The sequence below is a fragment of the Persicobacter psychrovividus genome, from assembly GCF_036492425.1.
In the GTDB taxonomy this organism is placed as follows: domain Bacteria; phylum Bacteroidota; class Bacteroidia; order Cytophagales; family Cyclobacteriaceae; genus Persicobacter; species Persicobacter psychrovividus.
In genome coordinates, this window is the sequence record NZ_AP025293.1 from 345,266 (window position 1) to 361,297 (window position 16,032).

6 protein-coding genes are annotated in these 16,032 nt (G+C 44.6%); 1 reads left to right on the forward strand and 5 read right to left on the reverse strand.

Going from position 1 to position 16,032, the window contains the following annotated elements; all coding sequences use genetic code 11:
- Positions 1–13: 13 nt before the first annotated feature.
- Positions 14–7,411: a S8 family serine peptidase gene (locus AABK40_RS15030; protein WP_338398492.1), complete on the reverse strand. Its 7,398-nt coding sequence runs from the start codon at positions 7,409–7,411 to the stop codon at positions 14–16.
- A gap of 1,067 nt (positions 7,412–8,478) precedes the next feature.
- Here AABK40_RS15030 and AABK40_RS15035 point away from each other — a divergent pair.
- On the forward strand, positions 8,479–9,846 hold the full coding sequence (locus AABK40_RS15035; protein ID WP_338398493.1) for a hypothetical protein: 1,368 nt from the start codon (positions 8,479–8,481) through the stop codon (positions 9,844–9,846).
- A 441-nt stretch (positions 9,847–10,287) separates the two neighbouring features.
- Here the strand turns inward: AABK40_RS15035 and AABK40_RS15040 are convergent, their stop codons facing one another.
- From AABK40_RS15040 to AABK40_RS15055, 4 genes are all read right to left on the reverse strand, one after another.
- Positions 10,288–11,619 carry a hypothetical protein gene (locus AABK40_RS15040; protein ID WP_338398494.1) on the reverse strand — a complete coding sequence of 444 codons (1,332 nt, stop codon included), beginning with the start codon at positions 11,617–11,619 and terminating at the stop codon, positions 10,288–10,290.
- A 76-nt stretch (positions 11,620–11,695) separates the two neighbouring features.
- On the reverse strand, positions 11,696–12,241 hold the full coding sequence (locus AABK40_RS15045) for a YceI family protein (protein ID WP_332920975.1): 546 nt from the start codon (positions 12,239–12,241) through the stop codon (positions 11,696–11,698).
- Positions 12,242–12,790: 549 nt separating this feature from the next.
- A complete protein-coding gene (locus AABK40_RS15050) occupies positions 12,791–13,522 on the reverse strand; it encodes a pseudouridylate synthase (protein ID WP_338398495.1) in 732 nt (243 codons plus the stop codon).
- 1,330 nt (positions 13,523–14,852) lie between these two features.
- Complete coding sequence (locus AABK40_RS15055) at positions 14,853–15,947, reverse strand: patatin-like phospholipase family protein (protein WP_338398496.1); 1,095 nt, start codon at positions 15,945–15,947, stop codon at positions 14,853–14,855.
- Positions 15,948–16,032: the final 85 nt, after the last annotated feature.

Sequence of the window (16,032 nt, forward strand, 5' to 3'; positions counted from 1 at the left end):
GCCTCTTGAAAATCTATTCCTTAATAATGCGCTGACTTTTCATCAGTTCCCCATCAATGGAAACTTTCACGAAGTAAACACCGGTTGCCAGCTGTGCCACGGGAACAGTCAGGGCCGCCGGACCTTCAAAAACATGCTCGGTGAAGGCGTGCACCTTCTGGCCGATCACATTGACGAAATCAACCGTTACCGTTCCTGATGCCGGAGCCTGAAAATGTACATTCAGCACCTCCTGCGTCGGCACAGGGAATAGCTCGACCCCATTCAGCTCATCGTCAGTATTGGTGGGATTTTCCACCGTAATTTGCAGGTCGGTATAATAGGGCCTTGGCAGTTTCGGGTCATTGGTACGGAAAGTCAGCTCAGCAAAAGCAAAGTCATCTTCAAGTTTGGAGCCATCAATGGTGAAATTAATCTGCCCATCTTTGGTGTAAGCGGGAATTTCCCCCTCGTTATTCTCCCCGTCAAAATGCAGCCAGGAGGCCATGGATTCCTCCTCGGAAGCGGCGATCATCTGCCACGCTTCATACCAGAAGCCTACCTCGTACACAAACTCGTACCATCGTGCTCCCATCGTTCCATAATAAAAGCGCATAGGGTTTACCGCATGTGTTGCGGTGGTAAACTGCGGAAAAGCAATGGTGGTCGGGAAGGTGATGATCACAAAGAAATCCTCATAAGGATAAATATCGATCTGATCGGACAGTGGCACGGTCATCCATGTGCCCTGCTCCTCAATTTCCTCTTCCTCCAGCTCAATAATTTTGCGTATTTGTTCCTGATGAACAACTTTTGCCGTCGCCGGATCATTCCCAATGGCAATGCTTACAGTGATGTCGGCAATTTCAGCCTCCTCATTCCTGGATTTGAACATGACCTTCGACAGCTTGAAGCCTTCCTCGGGAGCAGTGAATTTCGTTGCGGCGGAAAAGGCACTGCCCTTGCCAAAACCAAGCACCCTGCGGGATTCCCTGAAATCTATAAAATCCAGTACCTGGTGGGCATTCGCTATTTCGTCCTCCGGATACCGATCATCATGCTCATCAGTGCTGCCATCCTCGAATCGGCGGACAATCCCCTTTGGCGCTGCCTTGCTTTCATGGGTGTTCATTGTTTCAGCCTGTGGCGAGTCGGTATGGGCAGATGCCTCAATTCCCATGGCCTGCGGCTCAAAACCATCCCATTCACGGCCATATTTCAGTGAAAATCTGTAGGACAGCGGCGATGGCCCTTCGGCATTGGACATCTGTACCGATGTTTTCTTTTGCTCCCCACGCACGACCGTTTCGGTAACATATTCCTGATGCCCGCCAAAAACCGGAGGGTTTCCATAGGTCAGGGATACGGGAATGCGTTCGTTCACTTCCACCAGTTGCCCATCAAAATCATAGTATTCGTAGGTGAGCAATAAATGATCTTCAATGGATTCGGTGGATTCATCAAGATCCCTCCACTTCATATTCAGCTGAAATTTAAATTCCTCCTGCTCGCCGGAAGCGAGTTCAAAATTGGCCTCCCCGGGTCTCAGGCTGATAAAATCCCCACCCCAGGGGCCACCGTCATCTACTTCAACCCCAAAGACAAACTCATAGGTTGTACCTGTGAACGGATCGGAATATATGGGATCGTACTGGTCCCACTTTTCAAGATGGGCATCTGTAATCCGCAACGGCCCCGTCCCCACATTACTGAAGAAATAGCTGATGGTCTGGCGTGGTGCCCAAAGGGAACTGTTTGCCGGAGGGGTCTGAATATTGATATAGTGACCCAGTGGCAATTCTTTTTCGTAATGGCCTTCCGCCTCCCCTTTTACGCTGACAGTCAACAGATCTGACACCACCTCCTGTGCAGGAATATTGGTGTGCACCGAGAAATCCTGTGCATAAATGCCTTCGGTCAAATGCCGTGGATTAACTTCAATATTAAAATCGGCAACGGCTCCGGCAGGGATGGTAAACACCTCTTCCTGCGTGAAATACAGTGCAAGGGCATGTTTCAAAAAGGCCTCGTTAATGGCCACCTGTTCTCCCTGCTTGCCATCTTCATGCATAAATCCGATAGAGGCGAACAGGTCATGCAGGTACATGTCCTCATCATCTCCCGCCTGATTGTCATCATCATTTTCACTCTCAGCCAAACGATTGTACTGAAACTGGAACCCTCCATCCGGATACAAAATCAACTGGAAAGAAAGCATATGGCTCATTCCAAAAGCATCCGAAAAACGATGCCACTGTACCACAGCCATTTCTTCGGTGGCCTTATAATACACGCCGGCATCTTTGTACTCGGCCTTGTTGGCCATCACCGGACTCCATAGTGGCGCAATCATGTTGTGTACCGGCGCATCTTCGCTCGGAATTTCGGTATAAAATGTCGGATGCCAATCGCCTTTGGAGTCAAGATCGAAGGTGATAAAACCAAGATCAGTCACCAGCATCTCCTTATAAGTTTTGCCGTAAAATTCAAAGTCGAAAGGCAGGCTCACCTTCTCATAAGGATTTTTCATCATGTACAGCACATCAAGCGCCTGGGCGTCGGGATCTATCGACAGGTCCCGCCAGGTATAATTTACACCGCTTTCCTCGTCCTCAGAAGAGAAGGTCAGGTAACGGTATTGTTGCTCCTGCGTATCGAAGCCACTGAGCTGATTGGTGTTAAACCAGTTGCTGGTGGTAAAGGAAATTTCCAGGTCCGACAGGCCGTCATTTTCGACCTGAAAAGGGTGATGCACGGGGTTTCCACCCGCCCTGACATTTAGCTGAGGGTCCTCGTATTTCCAGTCGATGCCCGGTGCCGGCAGTACATTTCCGGAGATATAAACGGCCTGACTGCTGTCCATATCTTCAAAAGTAAGGGTTATCGTGCCCGTGATCTCATCGTTTTCCTGCTCGCTGTTCAACGATACCGGAATACTCATGATCTGGCCGGGGTACAGCTTGCGGTCATTGTCTGATGGCGGAATGATATTGATCTCCTCGGGCTTGCTGTTCTCAATGGACTCCAGCGTAACCACTTTGGTGCCGTCATTCACTACCGCAATCACCTGATTCCGCCTTTCGCCGGCAATCACATTGGTAAAGCGCAGGCTGTCGTGCGGAAATTGCAGGGATATTTCTCCTCCGGAGGTAATGTTCATGTTGATGTTCACATTGGCCACCGGATGACTGTCCTCATGGGTATCATTGGAAATAATCTGCAACACCTGTGAGAAATCATTCTCGTACCACTGTTTCGGATCGATCTCAAAATCAATCTGATGCGATTCCCCAGGCTGAATATAACCCTCTGTTCTTGACAGGCTGTTGATGAGTTTTCGTCCCGGGCTGATCAGCTTAACAGCCGACCTGTCCTTCACCTCCGGAATTACAGAACCCTCATTCCCCGCATGTTGCCAGGCGTTGAACAGTATCCCATCGGTTTGTCCGCGGTTCTCAAAGGCCACATACATATTGTAGAAAACCGGTCCGCGCTCCGGCACTTCTTTATACAGAATATCGATATTGCCATTATCATGCAAAACAATCTGGAAAGTCCAGAGCATCTGGTTGTAGGCATTGATGTTCAGCGCCACATTGGTGTACTGCACTACAAATTTTCCCTGAGCATGCATATAATGTACCTTTCCGCCACGGGAAAAATTCAGCTTGGAAAAGATTGCGGAGATATACCCATTGGCAGGCATCTGTCCACGCTGGAAAATTGGCGTCGCATGGAAGGTAAAGGGGTCAAAAGCCAGCGTTCCATAATCACTGATATAAATCGAATCGTTCTCAAAGCCAAAATAATCGAAAGAGAAACCGATCGGTACCTGCACATCGCGGGTACGGAAAAACTTCAGGGAATCGGTAATATCCACCCCTGATTCCATCACCCCTTCGTTCCAGTCGCTGTTAAAATCATATCGCGCATTGGGTGCTGAAGGCTCAAAATCATTGTTGTGGGTCAGGTAATCATAGCCATAACTGTTCACAAGGCTGTGACCGGGGATTTCCTGCTCGGAATACCCTCCGATAACATACTGCAAAGAAGCGGCATCCTTTCCGCCGTCATTTTTTATGACAAAGGAACCACGCTGAAGATCGTCATTCACATCAAGGCTGTCGAACAGGTAAATGGCTGCTTCCCCTTCGGTATTCTCCACCGTTAACCTGCCGGATTCTTTGGCCGAACCGGTCAATTCAAAAGTTATTTCCTGCCCCGTGCGCGACTCTACCATCGTTACCTGCGTGCGGTGTTGGCCTGCGGATTTTGGCGAAAAGCTAAATCTGTGCTTCAGGCTGTGACGTGCAGGGATGGTGAATGCCCCCGCCGATGGCCGACCGAAATTTTCGGCATCGGAAAAGATCACCCCATTATTTTTCAGCTGCCAGTTGCCATAGCCATTGTTAATGATTTCGAAGAGCTTGGAAGAGGTTTCGCCAACAACGAGGTTCCCCAGGTCAATGGACAAGCTCGGCAGGCTGATGTCAAACTTCCCATCAGGATCATATTCTATACTCTGAACCAACGGCAAGACCTCCTGCTCAACTTCATTGATAAAGAAGCTCTGATCAAAAGGACGGTTGGAGCGCCCCATTGGACGAAGGCTGTCCAGATGATAATTGTAAAATACTTTTTCAGATTCCCCGGCCTTCAGCTCTCCTTTTTTCTTTTGCGGGATAATGAAATCGAAGGAATTATAATAAAGATCAAGGTCGTCTCCGCCGACAATCCACATGTCTGGCACCGCTGTCGGGTACTGACTGTGGCCGGTGGCGTTGAGCAGTTCGGGAACAGTCTCCCAGCTTTGCCCCCAGTCGAAACTCATTTTTGCCCGTTCCGAAAAGCTTTCCTGATAGCCTTCGGTCAAATAAAATGGAAAAGTATTTCCGGCACCTGAAGGAACATGCCAGACCACCCAGAACATTTCCCCCGGCTGAATGGCCACTTTGGAATTGGGCGAAAATTGCACGGTGGTGTATTTCTGAACCTCCATATCCTCAAGTGGGGAATCGGGCATAATAACGGCGCCGGCTTTGCCTTCCATGACTTTTTTTGCCGTTGCCAGCTCCGGCCCGATGAATAGCTCTACGGTCAGTTGCCCGAAAATTGGGGCATAGGCCACGGCAGTGTATAAATCTTTAATCACAAATGGCTGATGGTAGTCGGGATTGATCCTGTAGCCCTGTGCCATACTGGTGGTAACGCGCTTATCGGCATCGCCAACGGCCATATAGTAGTTGGGAAAAGGCTTGTACAGTTCGATGTGCTCATTTTTTAGCTCTGGAAAATCCAGGTCCTCCAGTACCGTGAATCGGTCGTCGTGATCTTCGGGAGTTTCCCGCTCCTGAATCACCAGCTCGGCAGCTGAGGCCTTTTTCGCTTCAGACCCAAATGGAGCAATAGAGGGAGCCAACTCCTTGATTTCATCGTCGGTTAATGAACCCGATCCATCGTTATTGCCCAGCATGGAAACATTCCAGCGTAGTAAGCCTTCTCCTTCATTACTGATTTCAAAATAGGGCAGACTCAGATCATCTTTGTCGAGATCAATGCGTTGAACGGTCTCGTCGGCATTCATCGAATTCCGTCGAACAACCGCTTTGGGCCCTGCGTTGGTCTGGGCGGTGATCACCTCACTTTTTTCGGAGCTCACTCCCCATCGGTTGATTGCTTCCACCCAAATTTCATAAGTGGTATTCATGGCCAGCCCCGGCAAATCGATATTATAAAGGGTCCCGACCGTCGCCTCACTTTTCAGTTGGTAAACATCCTCTTTGTTGGCCGTTTTAAAGTGAATGGCATACTCCACAGGTGCGGTATCTTCTTGGTCTCCGGCCGTGGCAACCTCCCAGCTCAGGGCGACAAAATCATGCGATGCACCACGCTCACGAAGGTTTTTGACCGGTTGTGGCTTTTCCGAAGGGAAAGGTTCCACCGCCATGGCGGCATCAATATACCCCGTTCCCAAAAGGCCTACTTCCTCCGGATTGTACTGGTCGATGTTCTTGACAGAAAGCAAAAGGTGACGCTTCAAATCGTCGGCTGTCCTGCCGCGGTATTCTTCACGGGAAAGTACGAGGGCCGCAATGCCCGACACATGTGGACAAGCCATGGAGGTTCCGGCAAAATAACCATACTCATTGTTGGGCAAAGTAGAAAGCACCTCTTCCGGCCCTTCCACGGGACCATCACCACCGGGCGCTGAGATGTCCATCCAGCTGGCAAAATTGGAATAACGTGCCCGTTTGAAATCCGTACCAATCGCACTTACCGCAACCACCGGCTCGTAGGCACTCGGGTACCATTTGGTTTCCTGTGAACTTAAATTTCCGGAAGCAAAAATAACGATTCCACCTTTAATGGGACTGCCGGCATAATCGCCTGCCTCAACAATAAAATAATCAATGGCATCGATCACCACCTGCTCAAAAATATCGGGCTGTGAATATCCCCAGGAGTTCTGAGAGATCACCGCCCCATTATCAGCCGCATAAATATAGGATTCCGCAATGCGCTCCGCAGTGGTTTCAGCTCCCAGAATTTGCAGCGACATCAGGCGTGCTCCTCCCTGTCCATCGTTTCCTCCCGCAACTCCCGCAACCCCAATGCCGTTGTTGTTCACCGCCGCAACGGTGCCTCCAACGTGCGTCCCGTGCAGGTCAGGATCAATCTCCCCTACCCATTTGGCAAAATTAAAACCATGAATATCGTCCACATAGCCATTGTCGTCGGTATCTTCTCCATCTTCAGACTCGCCGGGGTTCACCCACATCGCCGCCTTTAAATCTTCATGATTGACGTCCATCCCTTCATCGTGAATGGAGACAATGATGTCCTTGGTTCCGGTTTCTATTTCCCAGGCTTTAAAAAGGTTTACATCAGAACCCGCAAGCGCATTTTCGCTCACCGTACCATCATTATGATAATGCCACTGATCAGCCAGAAGCGGATCATTCATGGGCATTTGTTTTCTTCTTTTTCTGCTGACCTGACGTGGGTCTGCTTTTCTGAAAGTCCCCTGCTCCCGCACAACGGCCAGGGAAGCCTCAGCAACAGCGACCATCTCGAGGGCTTCAAACTGACGAAGTGCGAGGCCTAAATCCGAAGATTCATCTATCCGTAATTTGAACCAGCGGTCAAGGCCATGCCGCTGTAATTTGTGCGCATTTTTTTTGGTGGCCCTGAAGATAGGCTCCAGCTGATACGCCCCAAACTGGGCACTGAGGGCATCAAAAGATGCTTCCCCGATTTTAAGTTCAGCCCCGTGCGCTACACTGACGACTGTTGATGCTGGCGCTTGCCCTTCCTTGAATTTCAGGTGAACAACCCCTTGCAAACGCCCATCAACGTACTGACTTTTCTGGGCATAGCTACTGCTATTTACAAGTAGCAGTAACCCCAGTAACATTTGTAATAATTTTGGCATGTTAAGCATTATTAAATTGAACAGCTGAATAAGCGCATGAATAAAATATTGCCAAAACAATCATTATAATGCGCTTATTCAGTGATTTACATGTTCAATTTTGTAATAAACACGACAACAAAAAAGCATTAAAAATTAGCGAAAAAAATTATATAACAGCTTTTGAGTATATACGTTTTTTTATAACAACACCCATCTCGAACAGATTAAGCTGATTTTAACACCCACTGAAAATAGGGTACAAAAAAATTAAATTGAGCGATTAATAAATAGCAGCATTAGAAAACATTAAAAAAGGTCTGAAGTTTTCCTTTTCATCAAATATTTGAAAAAGTCCCTAAACGAAAACAAAAACCGCTTCGGGCTATTCAATCATCAAAAGTTGGCATTAAGCATATTGGCTTTTCATTACCTTTGATAAATAATATTAATCTTGGAAAGATCTGCCCTAATGTTTCATAATATCATATTTATAGGATACTTCAGCGATAGTAATGAGCATCCGCACTCAAGTGTATCCGAAATATCTTTAAGGGAAGGAATTTGAGGGGGCACAGGCCTGAGTTTGATCCCCGTAAAGGCATCATTCATTATGGCTCAAATGATGGTTGGGTGAAATCCGATGGGGAAACTGAAGGGTCTGGTTTATGTTGGGGCTGTTGCATAACCCTAATTTGGCACTACCTGACAAAATTATATTCTGTTAGGCACGGGCGAACCCAATGTCATTAAGTTAAGGATTTTGAGGGACACAGGTCTAAATTTGAAATGCTCGTAGAGGCGTTATTCTTAACGACTCACGTAACAATTTGAATAAATCTAAGAGGAAACCTATAAAATCACCATTGAATTAGACGTTAAAAATAACGTCTCTACAGGATAATGCGCTTAACTTAATGACATTGCGGGCGAACCCACGTGTTCGCCTGAAAATATCCTGGAAAATAAATGTTTAGGTCAGACACATGCATCTGACCTAGCCTGTCGAAAATTCACAAAAAAAGCGATTCCAGAAAAAAGGTTAAATTTGAGTGTCCAAACCGTCATTCAACCTTACCAGAATCGCTTTGAGTTTTAAAAATAACAAACAATCTCTAAAAAAGAAAAAGTCAACAGAAAGAGCCAAACGAAAAAGGCGAAACGACAGTATCAAAATTAAAAGGTATAAGGCTCGGGCTTCTTTTTGGGAAAAGAAGTACAAAGAGGAAAAGTCTAAAAACAAGTCGGAGTTTGGTGGGAAAAAAATCAAGCACCACAGCTACTGTTCGGCCATTATTACTTTGGCTTTAATTTTACATACTGAAACCAGCATGAGCCTTCGTGATAGTGAGACGGTATTGCGTATTTTCATTCAACAAATGCACATAGATAGTAAATGCCCTGACCATTCGACGATTGATAATTGGTTAAAAAAAGCAGGAATGCAGGCCATCGAACCATTTTCACCTGAGCGGCCATGTGTTTTGATTTGTGATGAAAGCATTTCATTCAACGGGAAGAAATTGTTTTTGGTACTTGCCGTTCCTGTGTCGGTTTCTGACCAGCAGCGTACATTACGTTTTGAGGACTGTCACTTGGTTTATCTTGGTGCGAAAAAAGGTTGGTCGGCAGATGTAATTTATAAGGAACTTCAACCACTCGTTCAGAAGCTGAAAATTCAATATGTCCTAAGCGATAAAGGTTCTAATTTACTTAAGGCTACAGCCTTGCTGGGGCTTGATCATGTTTCGGATATCACCCATGAAGTATCAAGGACACTGAAAAATCTATATAACGATACAGATGATTACAAGAATTTCATCAAATGGGTTGGTGAACTCAGAAAAGATTTAGCGTGTGGGGAATATGCACATTTGGCCCCTCCAAAAGTAAGGCATCATTGTAGGTTTCATCAGCTTGGGCAATATGAAAAGTGGTTTAGAAAGGTCGGTCCTGAGCTGAAAAATGTCGCCGAAGAAAGCAAAGGTGCGGCTTTGAGCCTCCTCCAAATCAGTGATCATACACCTTTCATCAAGGATTTGATATCTTTGACCCCAGTGATCAAAGAAATATTGTCGGTTGGCAGAACGGAAGGGATAAGTCACAAAACTATTTTGAAATTAACTCAAAAAATGGAAGAACTCGAAGGGGATCGGCCAACTATATTCAGAGAAAAAATCACTCATTATTTTCATAAAACCTATAAAACGATTGGTGAAGACATCCCTTTTTGTTGCAGTGCTATCATCGAAAGCGTATTCGGAAAGTACAAATCAAAAATGAGCAGCCACCCACAGAAAATGTGTACCAACCACTTGCTGACCATTCCCTTATTTTTTGTGAAAGAAAATGAAATTTCCGAACTTGTTTCAGGATTTGACACCGTAAAAGTGGCAGAAATCAAAGATAAGGAAGCCGTGGCAAAAGCAATGATGAGCGTTCAAATGGCTGCTTAACTCGTGTACATGTTTTTTGAAAATATTCGACAGGCTACATCTGACCCTACCAAAACCAAATATTATTTGGTGATGCAAATTACAATTTGGGTTATGCAACAGCCCCCTACAAGATAGTGCACTCAACCTCACGGCATTGTAAACTGAATTGTGTATCTGCCTGAATTAATGAATTTTTTTTGGGGAGGGGGAATATGGCTGCACACAGGTGAAGCGTACAATTGATAGCATTATATTTTATATCAGATATAGAGCAAAAAGTTCTGCAATACCCCACTAAAGTATACTGTTTATACTTTGATTTTTTACTTCAACAAACCCTCCTAAAAATGCTGTCATCACTTTTGAGTTGGTGTCATTTTATCAGCTATGGCCGCATAGGCAAAAAAAAAGCCGATGAATAAATTCATCGACTTTAATATAATCAACTGTGAACAATTCTTAGAAAGCGATCACCGCTTCAACATTTACACCATTGAAATTTGCATCACGGAACTGATTCCCCAATTGCTCATATCCTTGGTTGTAATTTTGGTTAACATACTCTGCTTTCACCAAGATGTTTTTGGTCATGAACCAACCACCACCTAAAGCGAAACGGTTTACATTAATATCAGCAATACCTTCTTCGTCAGTATAAGTACCGAATACAGAATTATAACGCGCACCTACATAAAACTCTTCGCTGCTTCCGAAACGGTAAAGCAAATCAGCAGCAAACTGGCTCAACGATCCTACACCATCTTCTGCTGAATCGTGTTGGTTGTCGTAAGTACTGAATAATTCAAGTCCTTTATATTTCATGAAAGTTGCAAACTGGAAAGCAGTTACTCTGTTGAATGTAGAGTTAATACGACTTGACCAGTCACCACCAGAAACTACGTTTCCTTCTTCATCATAGAATGACATTACATTATAGTAACGAGATCCCGCACGGTCACCTGAATACAGGAATGAACGCGCATCACCAAATGAGTGGTAAGCCGACCCTGTAAGACGGAATCTGAAGTCATCGCTCAACTGTTTGTCGAAACCTAATTTACCATAAAGTGAAGGTGCGGCACCTTCCACAACCATTGTAGACTGATTCAATTTACCATTCGAAAGTCCTAACATTCCCAACACTCCGCTCTCATGGCGATACAATGCCTCGAAAGCCAACTCTGTTGTGAAGGCGTCCATCATGTAGTTAGCAACAAATGGGTTGTAGATTGCATTACCACCATCAGAACGACGGAAGTGAGAATCACCATAGTTAATTTCCATCAAACCCGCTTTCAATGTTACGTTTTCCATGATGCCATCAAGGAAATCCGAGTTGAAAAATGGCACGGCATCCAATTGCAAATAACCACCCTTAACGTTGGCTTCTACGTGGTGACGAGTAGAAAGGTAAGTTTCCAACTTCATCGTTACACCTGGTGCAAAAGCAACATCAATGTTGAAGTTGGCCTGAGGCAAGTTGAAATCCTGACCCAGTGGAGTTAAAGAATACTGTGCAGGCATGCCCTCTACTCCTTGCTGTCCATTATAAAAGTTGGACTGATTCATGCCCTGGAACATCATGTTGAAGTTACCACCAACACGGATTTTTGGTCCTTTAAATTCTTGTACGTCTACTTTTTCTGGCTCAAATACATTGATACCGTTTTTATCATTGGTACGAAAGTTACCAAATGGATCTTCTGTTGTTTCCTGTGCGAAAGCACTCGCTCCCAATAGCATCAATGCACTTGCTCCGAATGCCTTGATTGTAGAATTAAAATTCATCATAAAAATTTTGTAATAGATTTCTGGTTTTTACCGCAGAATCTAAAGTAGGTTGAGTAAATAAAATATGCAGTTACGCTTATAAATAGATCGTGTATTCCACGGTAACTTCGTCTTCAGTGGTAATGGCGCCGAACATGGCTGTTGGGGCCTCCACTTCATAATCTTTCATAGAAATGACCTGCTGACCTTTAATGGCATTTTTACCGTCAATGGTTACGAGTTCGGCATTCAAATCCACCGCATTTGTAACTCCTGCGATACGCAAATCGCCTTGCACTGTGATTGTTTTACCATCAACAGATTTTACATTTTTCATTTCAAAAGCAATTTCAGCATGTTTGCTTTCCTTCAATGCCTTGTAAATGTTTTTGTCCATCCCGCTCTTTCCAGATTTGATGGACTTCACAGGAACGGTCAATGTTGCGCCATTCAGGGCTTCAATTGAACCATTTGAAGCCTGAACATCAATGTTCACATCGGCCTTTTCTACCTTACATTCCCAGTCGTGAACGTTGCTCACGCCTTTGATGATAATTTCGTATTCCGTTGCCCACGCTTTTGAAACTGATAAAAGTGCAATTAAGGCAAATACGAATAATTGTTTGTTGATCTTAAAATTCATGTTTCTCAATTGTTGTTCTCAATGATTATGTTTCAAACATACATGATGAAAAGGAAACGAACAACAGTATACTTTAATGACCATTATCATTATTTAATAAAATGATAATCAGAACGAGGTAATTCAAGTTTAAACAAGGTGTTTTAGTGGTAACGAATTATTATTCCCATATCAATTAATATAAATGAATGCCAAATTGATATTTATTGCACTAATCGTATTTCATATTAACTTTTTACTGACCTAAAAATTAATTAACCGAATAAAAATATAATCTATCCAATATAATATTTACTCAGGTGGCCTATTTTGACCGTAGATTAAGATTAAATTTAATCAAATTTAATTATTTTATAATATCAAAAACTATTCGATCGATCGAGTATGATTTTTATAGGATATAATTTGAATCGTTTTGGGGTACTTTTCGCCTACCCAAATCAGTGATATTTGAATATTTAAATTTATTACGGCTCGCTGATCGATGAAAATGCAGGTGTTAAAATGAAAAAACAACGAACACGCCGCTGTAAACGGGCAGGAACCCCCTTAATTTTCGACAGCTAACATAAATTGTAAGATAGGAAGGCAGCGGCTTTGGCATGCAGGATAAAAATGGCCATGTTGCTTTTCGGCTCCTTTTGGCGTATTCCCCCACCAAAACTCGGCAATAGCGATAGGCTTGAGGGAATGTTTGAAAGCAAAATGCAATAACTTTGGAGCCGCACAGTCGCCTGCCGCAGCTGGCGGACTGCTACAATTGAAATCCCGAAAAATATCCAAGACATTTTTTCTTTCTGCCTTTTGATTGAGGAATTGATATTGACTGAAAATCCGCTGTTGAAGTAGAAAAGACTTTTGTTTGCGGGTGGCTTTTAATTGCTGAATGGTGGCCTGATCCTCTGCCGATTGAATTTCCAACCCAAGGGCACTTAATGCCCGCATACCCTCCCCGACAAAAGACTGATCGGGGGAATCATCGAAAACCGAGGGCACAAAACAAGGCACCGATTGATCGTGGCCAAGCACCCCAGACACCGTCATTAAATAAGCGTAGCCCCCCTTCGGCAACTGCACTACCAGTACGCCGAACATCTTTCCTTTTCTTTCGGTAAAATCATAACCCCATCCTGCGGCAGACTGACCAATAAAATCCTGAACTTCACGAACGGCCACAAGGCCTATCTTGGGGATTTGGGTTTCAAAAGGGTTGTTCAACCCTTCGGGCATCGTGATTTCTGAAATGTCCTGCTGAAAATTGAAAAGATATTGTTCGATCATGGCTTGTCCGCTACGCTGCTTTTTCCTCCCTGCTGACCTCTCAGCGAATCGATGGGAGCTGCAAGTAGTCGAAATATTTGCAGAAAATTGTCGGACGATAGAAAAAACTGCCGTAGCACCTGTTCTTTTAGGTGCCAAGTTGAATTGTGGTGATGATTTTTTGGATTAATATAAATTGTCCGTCGGGATCACTCCGCCGAGCAGTTGGTCACGAGACAGAGTCTCGCGACAGAGTCTCGCGACAGGTTTGTATGATGGTATATTTTGAACGATAAAACACAGATTCATATGGCGGAGTGCCGCTTCAACTAATTTGCTCACCTGTTAAAACTTCGGCGATAGAATGAGCACGAGACGGAGTCTCGCGATAGCTTATAATGATCGTTTATTTTGAACGATAAAACACAGATTCATATGGCGGAGCACCGCTTCAACTAATTTGTTCACCTGTTAAAGCTTCGGCGATAGAATGAGCACGAGACAGAGTCTCGCGACAGGTTTGTATGATGGTATATTTTGAACGATAAAATACAGATTCATATGGCGGAGCACCTCTTCAACTAATTTGTTCACCTATTAAAACCTCGGCGATAGATTTGGCACGAGACGGAGTCTCGCGACAGGTTTGTATGATGGTATATTTTGAACGATAAAACACAGATTCATATGGCGGAGCGCCGCTTCAAATAATTTGCTCACCTATTAAACTTCGGCGATAGGTTTGGCACGAGACGGAGTCTCGCGATAGCTTATAATGATCGTTTATTTTGAACGATAAAATACAGATTCATATGGCGGAGCGCCGCTTCAAATAATTTGTTCACCTATTAAAACCTCGGCGATAGATTTGGCACGAGACGGAGTCTCGCGATAGCTTATAATGATGGTATATTTTGAATGATAAAACACAGATTCATATGGCGGAGCGCCACTTCAACTAATTTGCTCACCTATTAAAACTTCGGCGATAGATTTGGCACGAGACAGAGTCTTGCGACAGGTTTGTATGATGGTAAATTTTGAACGATAAAACACAGATTCATATGGCGGAGCGCCACTTCAACTAATTTGCTCACCTATTAAACTTCGGCGATAGATTTGGCACGAGACGGAGTCTCGCGACAGGTTTGTATGATGGTATATTTTAAACGATAAAACACAGATTCATATGGCGGAGCGCCACTTCAACTAATTTGCTCACCTGTTAAAACTTCGGCGATAGAATGAGCACGAGACAGAGTCTCGCGATAGCTTATAATGATGGTATATTTTGAACGATAAAACACAGATTCATATGGCGGAGCGCCACTTCAACTAATTTGCTCACCTATTAAACAACCCACTGACTTTCATCTGCTGTGCGGTCGAAAAAGGATTTCAACTCGGACTGATGTTCTTCCCAATAGCGGTCGGCAATGTCCACGAGCTGCTGAAGCCTTTGCGGGTCGGTTTCATCTATTTTAATTGCTTCGCCATCTTTGAGGTTCAGCTGATATTTCGGGTCTGCAAGATTGAAATTCACACGCAGATAGTCCTTATTGTCATGGAAAAGCTGCTCCACATAATAGGCCGTAGATTGCATATTGGCTTCTGTCAATAAATCAGACATGTGGTTAATCCATTTTGCGGCTCCCCAGTCGCCTTTTCCAACTTGTTCTGCAGAAATATGTGCCGTGTTGGAGGTCCCTGTTCCTAAAGACAACAGCGCCAGTTCGTGAATCGATTTGCCGAGCCCTTTTTGTTGGCCTTCGGGGCCACCATGAGCTGTTGAAGAAGGATCGATATTTTTGTTCATGGCAAAAGATACCGCCGCCATTGCAGGGTTGTTCATCGCCACGCCCCCATCAATATACCGATGGTCGTTCAGCCCGTAAACGGGAAAGAATGTTGGCCCTGCGGAGGTGGCGCAACCTATTTTATAGAGGGGGAGATCAGAATCTCGCCTGAACCATGAATTAAAAATCCGTGGACGAAAATTATGGACGCCCTGCTCGTTGGCCGCTGGGTTGAGATGAAATGCCGCCACCAAAATTTTTGCGCGACTCGTGCGATTGATCTCGCCCATGGTCGTTACTCCAGCTTTTTCAAATTCCGCCTGCAACTTCTGAGACAGTACCTTTTGGGTATAATCCGCGCCAAACAAATTCCAGAACCCGTCGCGAAGGTCATCGAAGATGGAGTCTTTAAAAATCTCACTTGCTTCTTTCAGGTAAAGGTCCCGAATCGCCCGCATCGGGATACCTGCGCCTATTGCCAAGGCAATGATTCCTCCCGTGGAGGTCCCCATGACCAGATCAAAATAATGATTCAGACTTTTTCCTGCCTGCTTGCCTTGCAGGTATTCCTCAAGGTGCATCAGGATCGTGGCAGGAATCACCCCCCTTGTCCCTCCACCGTCTATGGTAAGTAGTTTATGTTTCAGCATTAAAAAAATAAGATGATGATATCAACCTATAAATTAATCAATATGATTAAATATATAAACTAATCACCACTATAAAACATCACGA

Coding starts and splice junctions, on each gene's coding strand:
- AABK40_RS15050 (WP_338398495.1), bottom strand. CDS start 13,522: ATGATCGAACAATATCTTTTCAATTTTCAGCAGGACATTTCAGAAATC.
- AABK40_RS15030 (WP_338398492.1), bottom strand. CDS start 7,411: ATGCCAAAATTATTACAAATGTTACTGGGGTTACTGCTACTTGTAAAT.
- AABK40_RS15055 (WP_338398496.1), bottom strand. CDS start 15,947: ATGCTGAAACATAAACTACTTACCATAGACGGTGGAGGGACAAGGGGG.
- AABK40_RS15045 (WP_332920975.1), bottom strand. CDS start 12,241: ATGAATTTTAAGATCAACAAACAATTATTCGTATTTGCCTTAATTGCA.
- AABK40_RS15040 (WP_338398494.1), bottom strand. CDS start 11,619: ATGATGAATTTTAATTCTACAATCAAGGCATTCGGAGCAAGTGCATTG.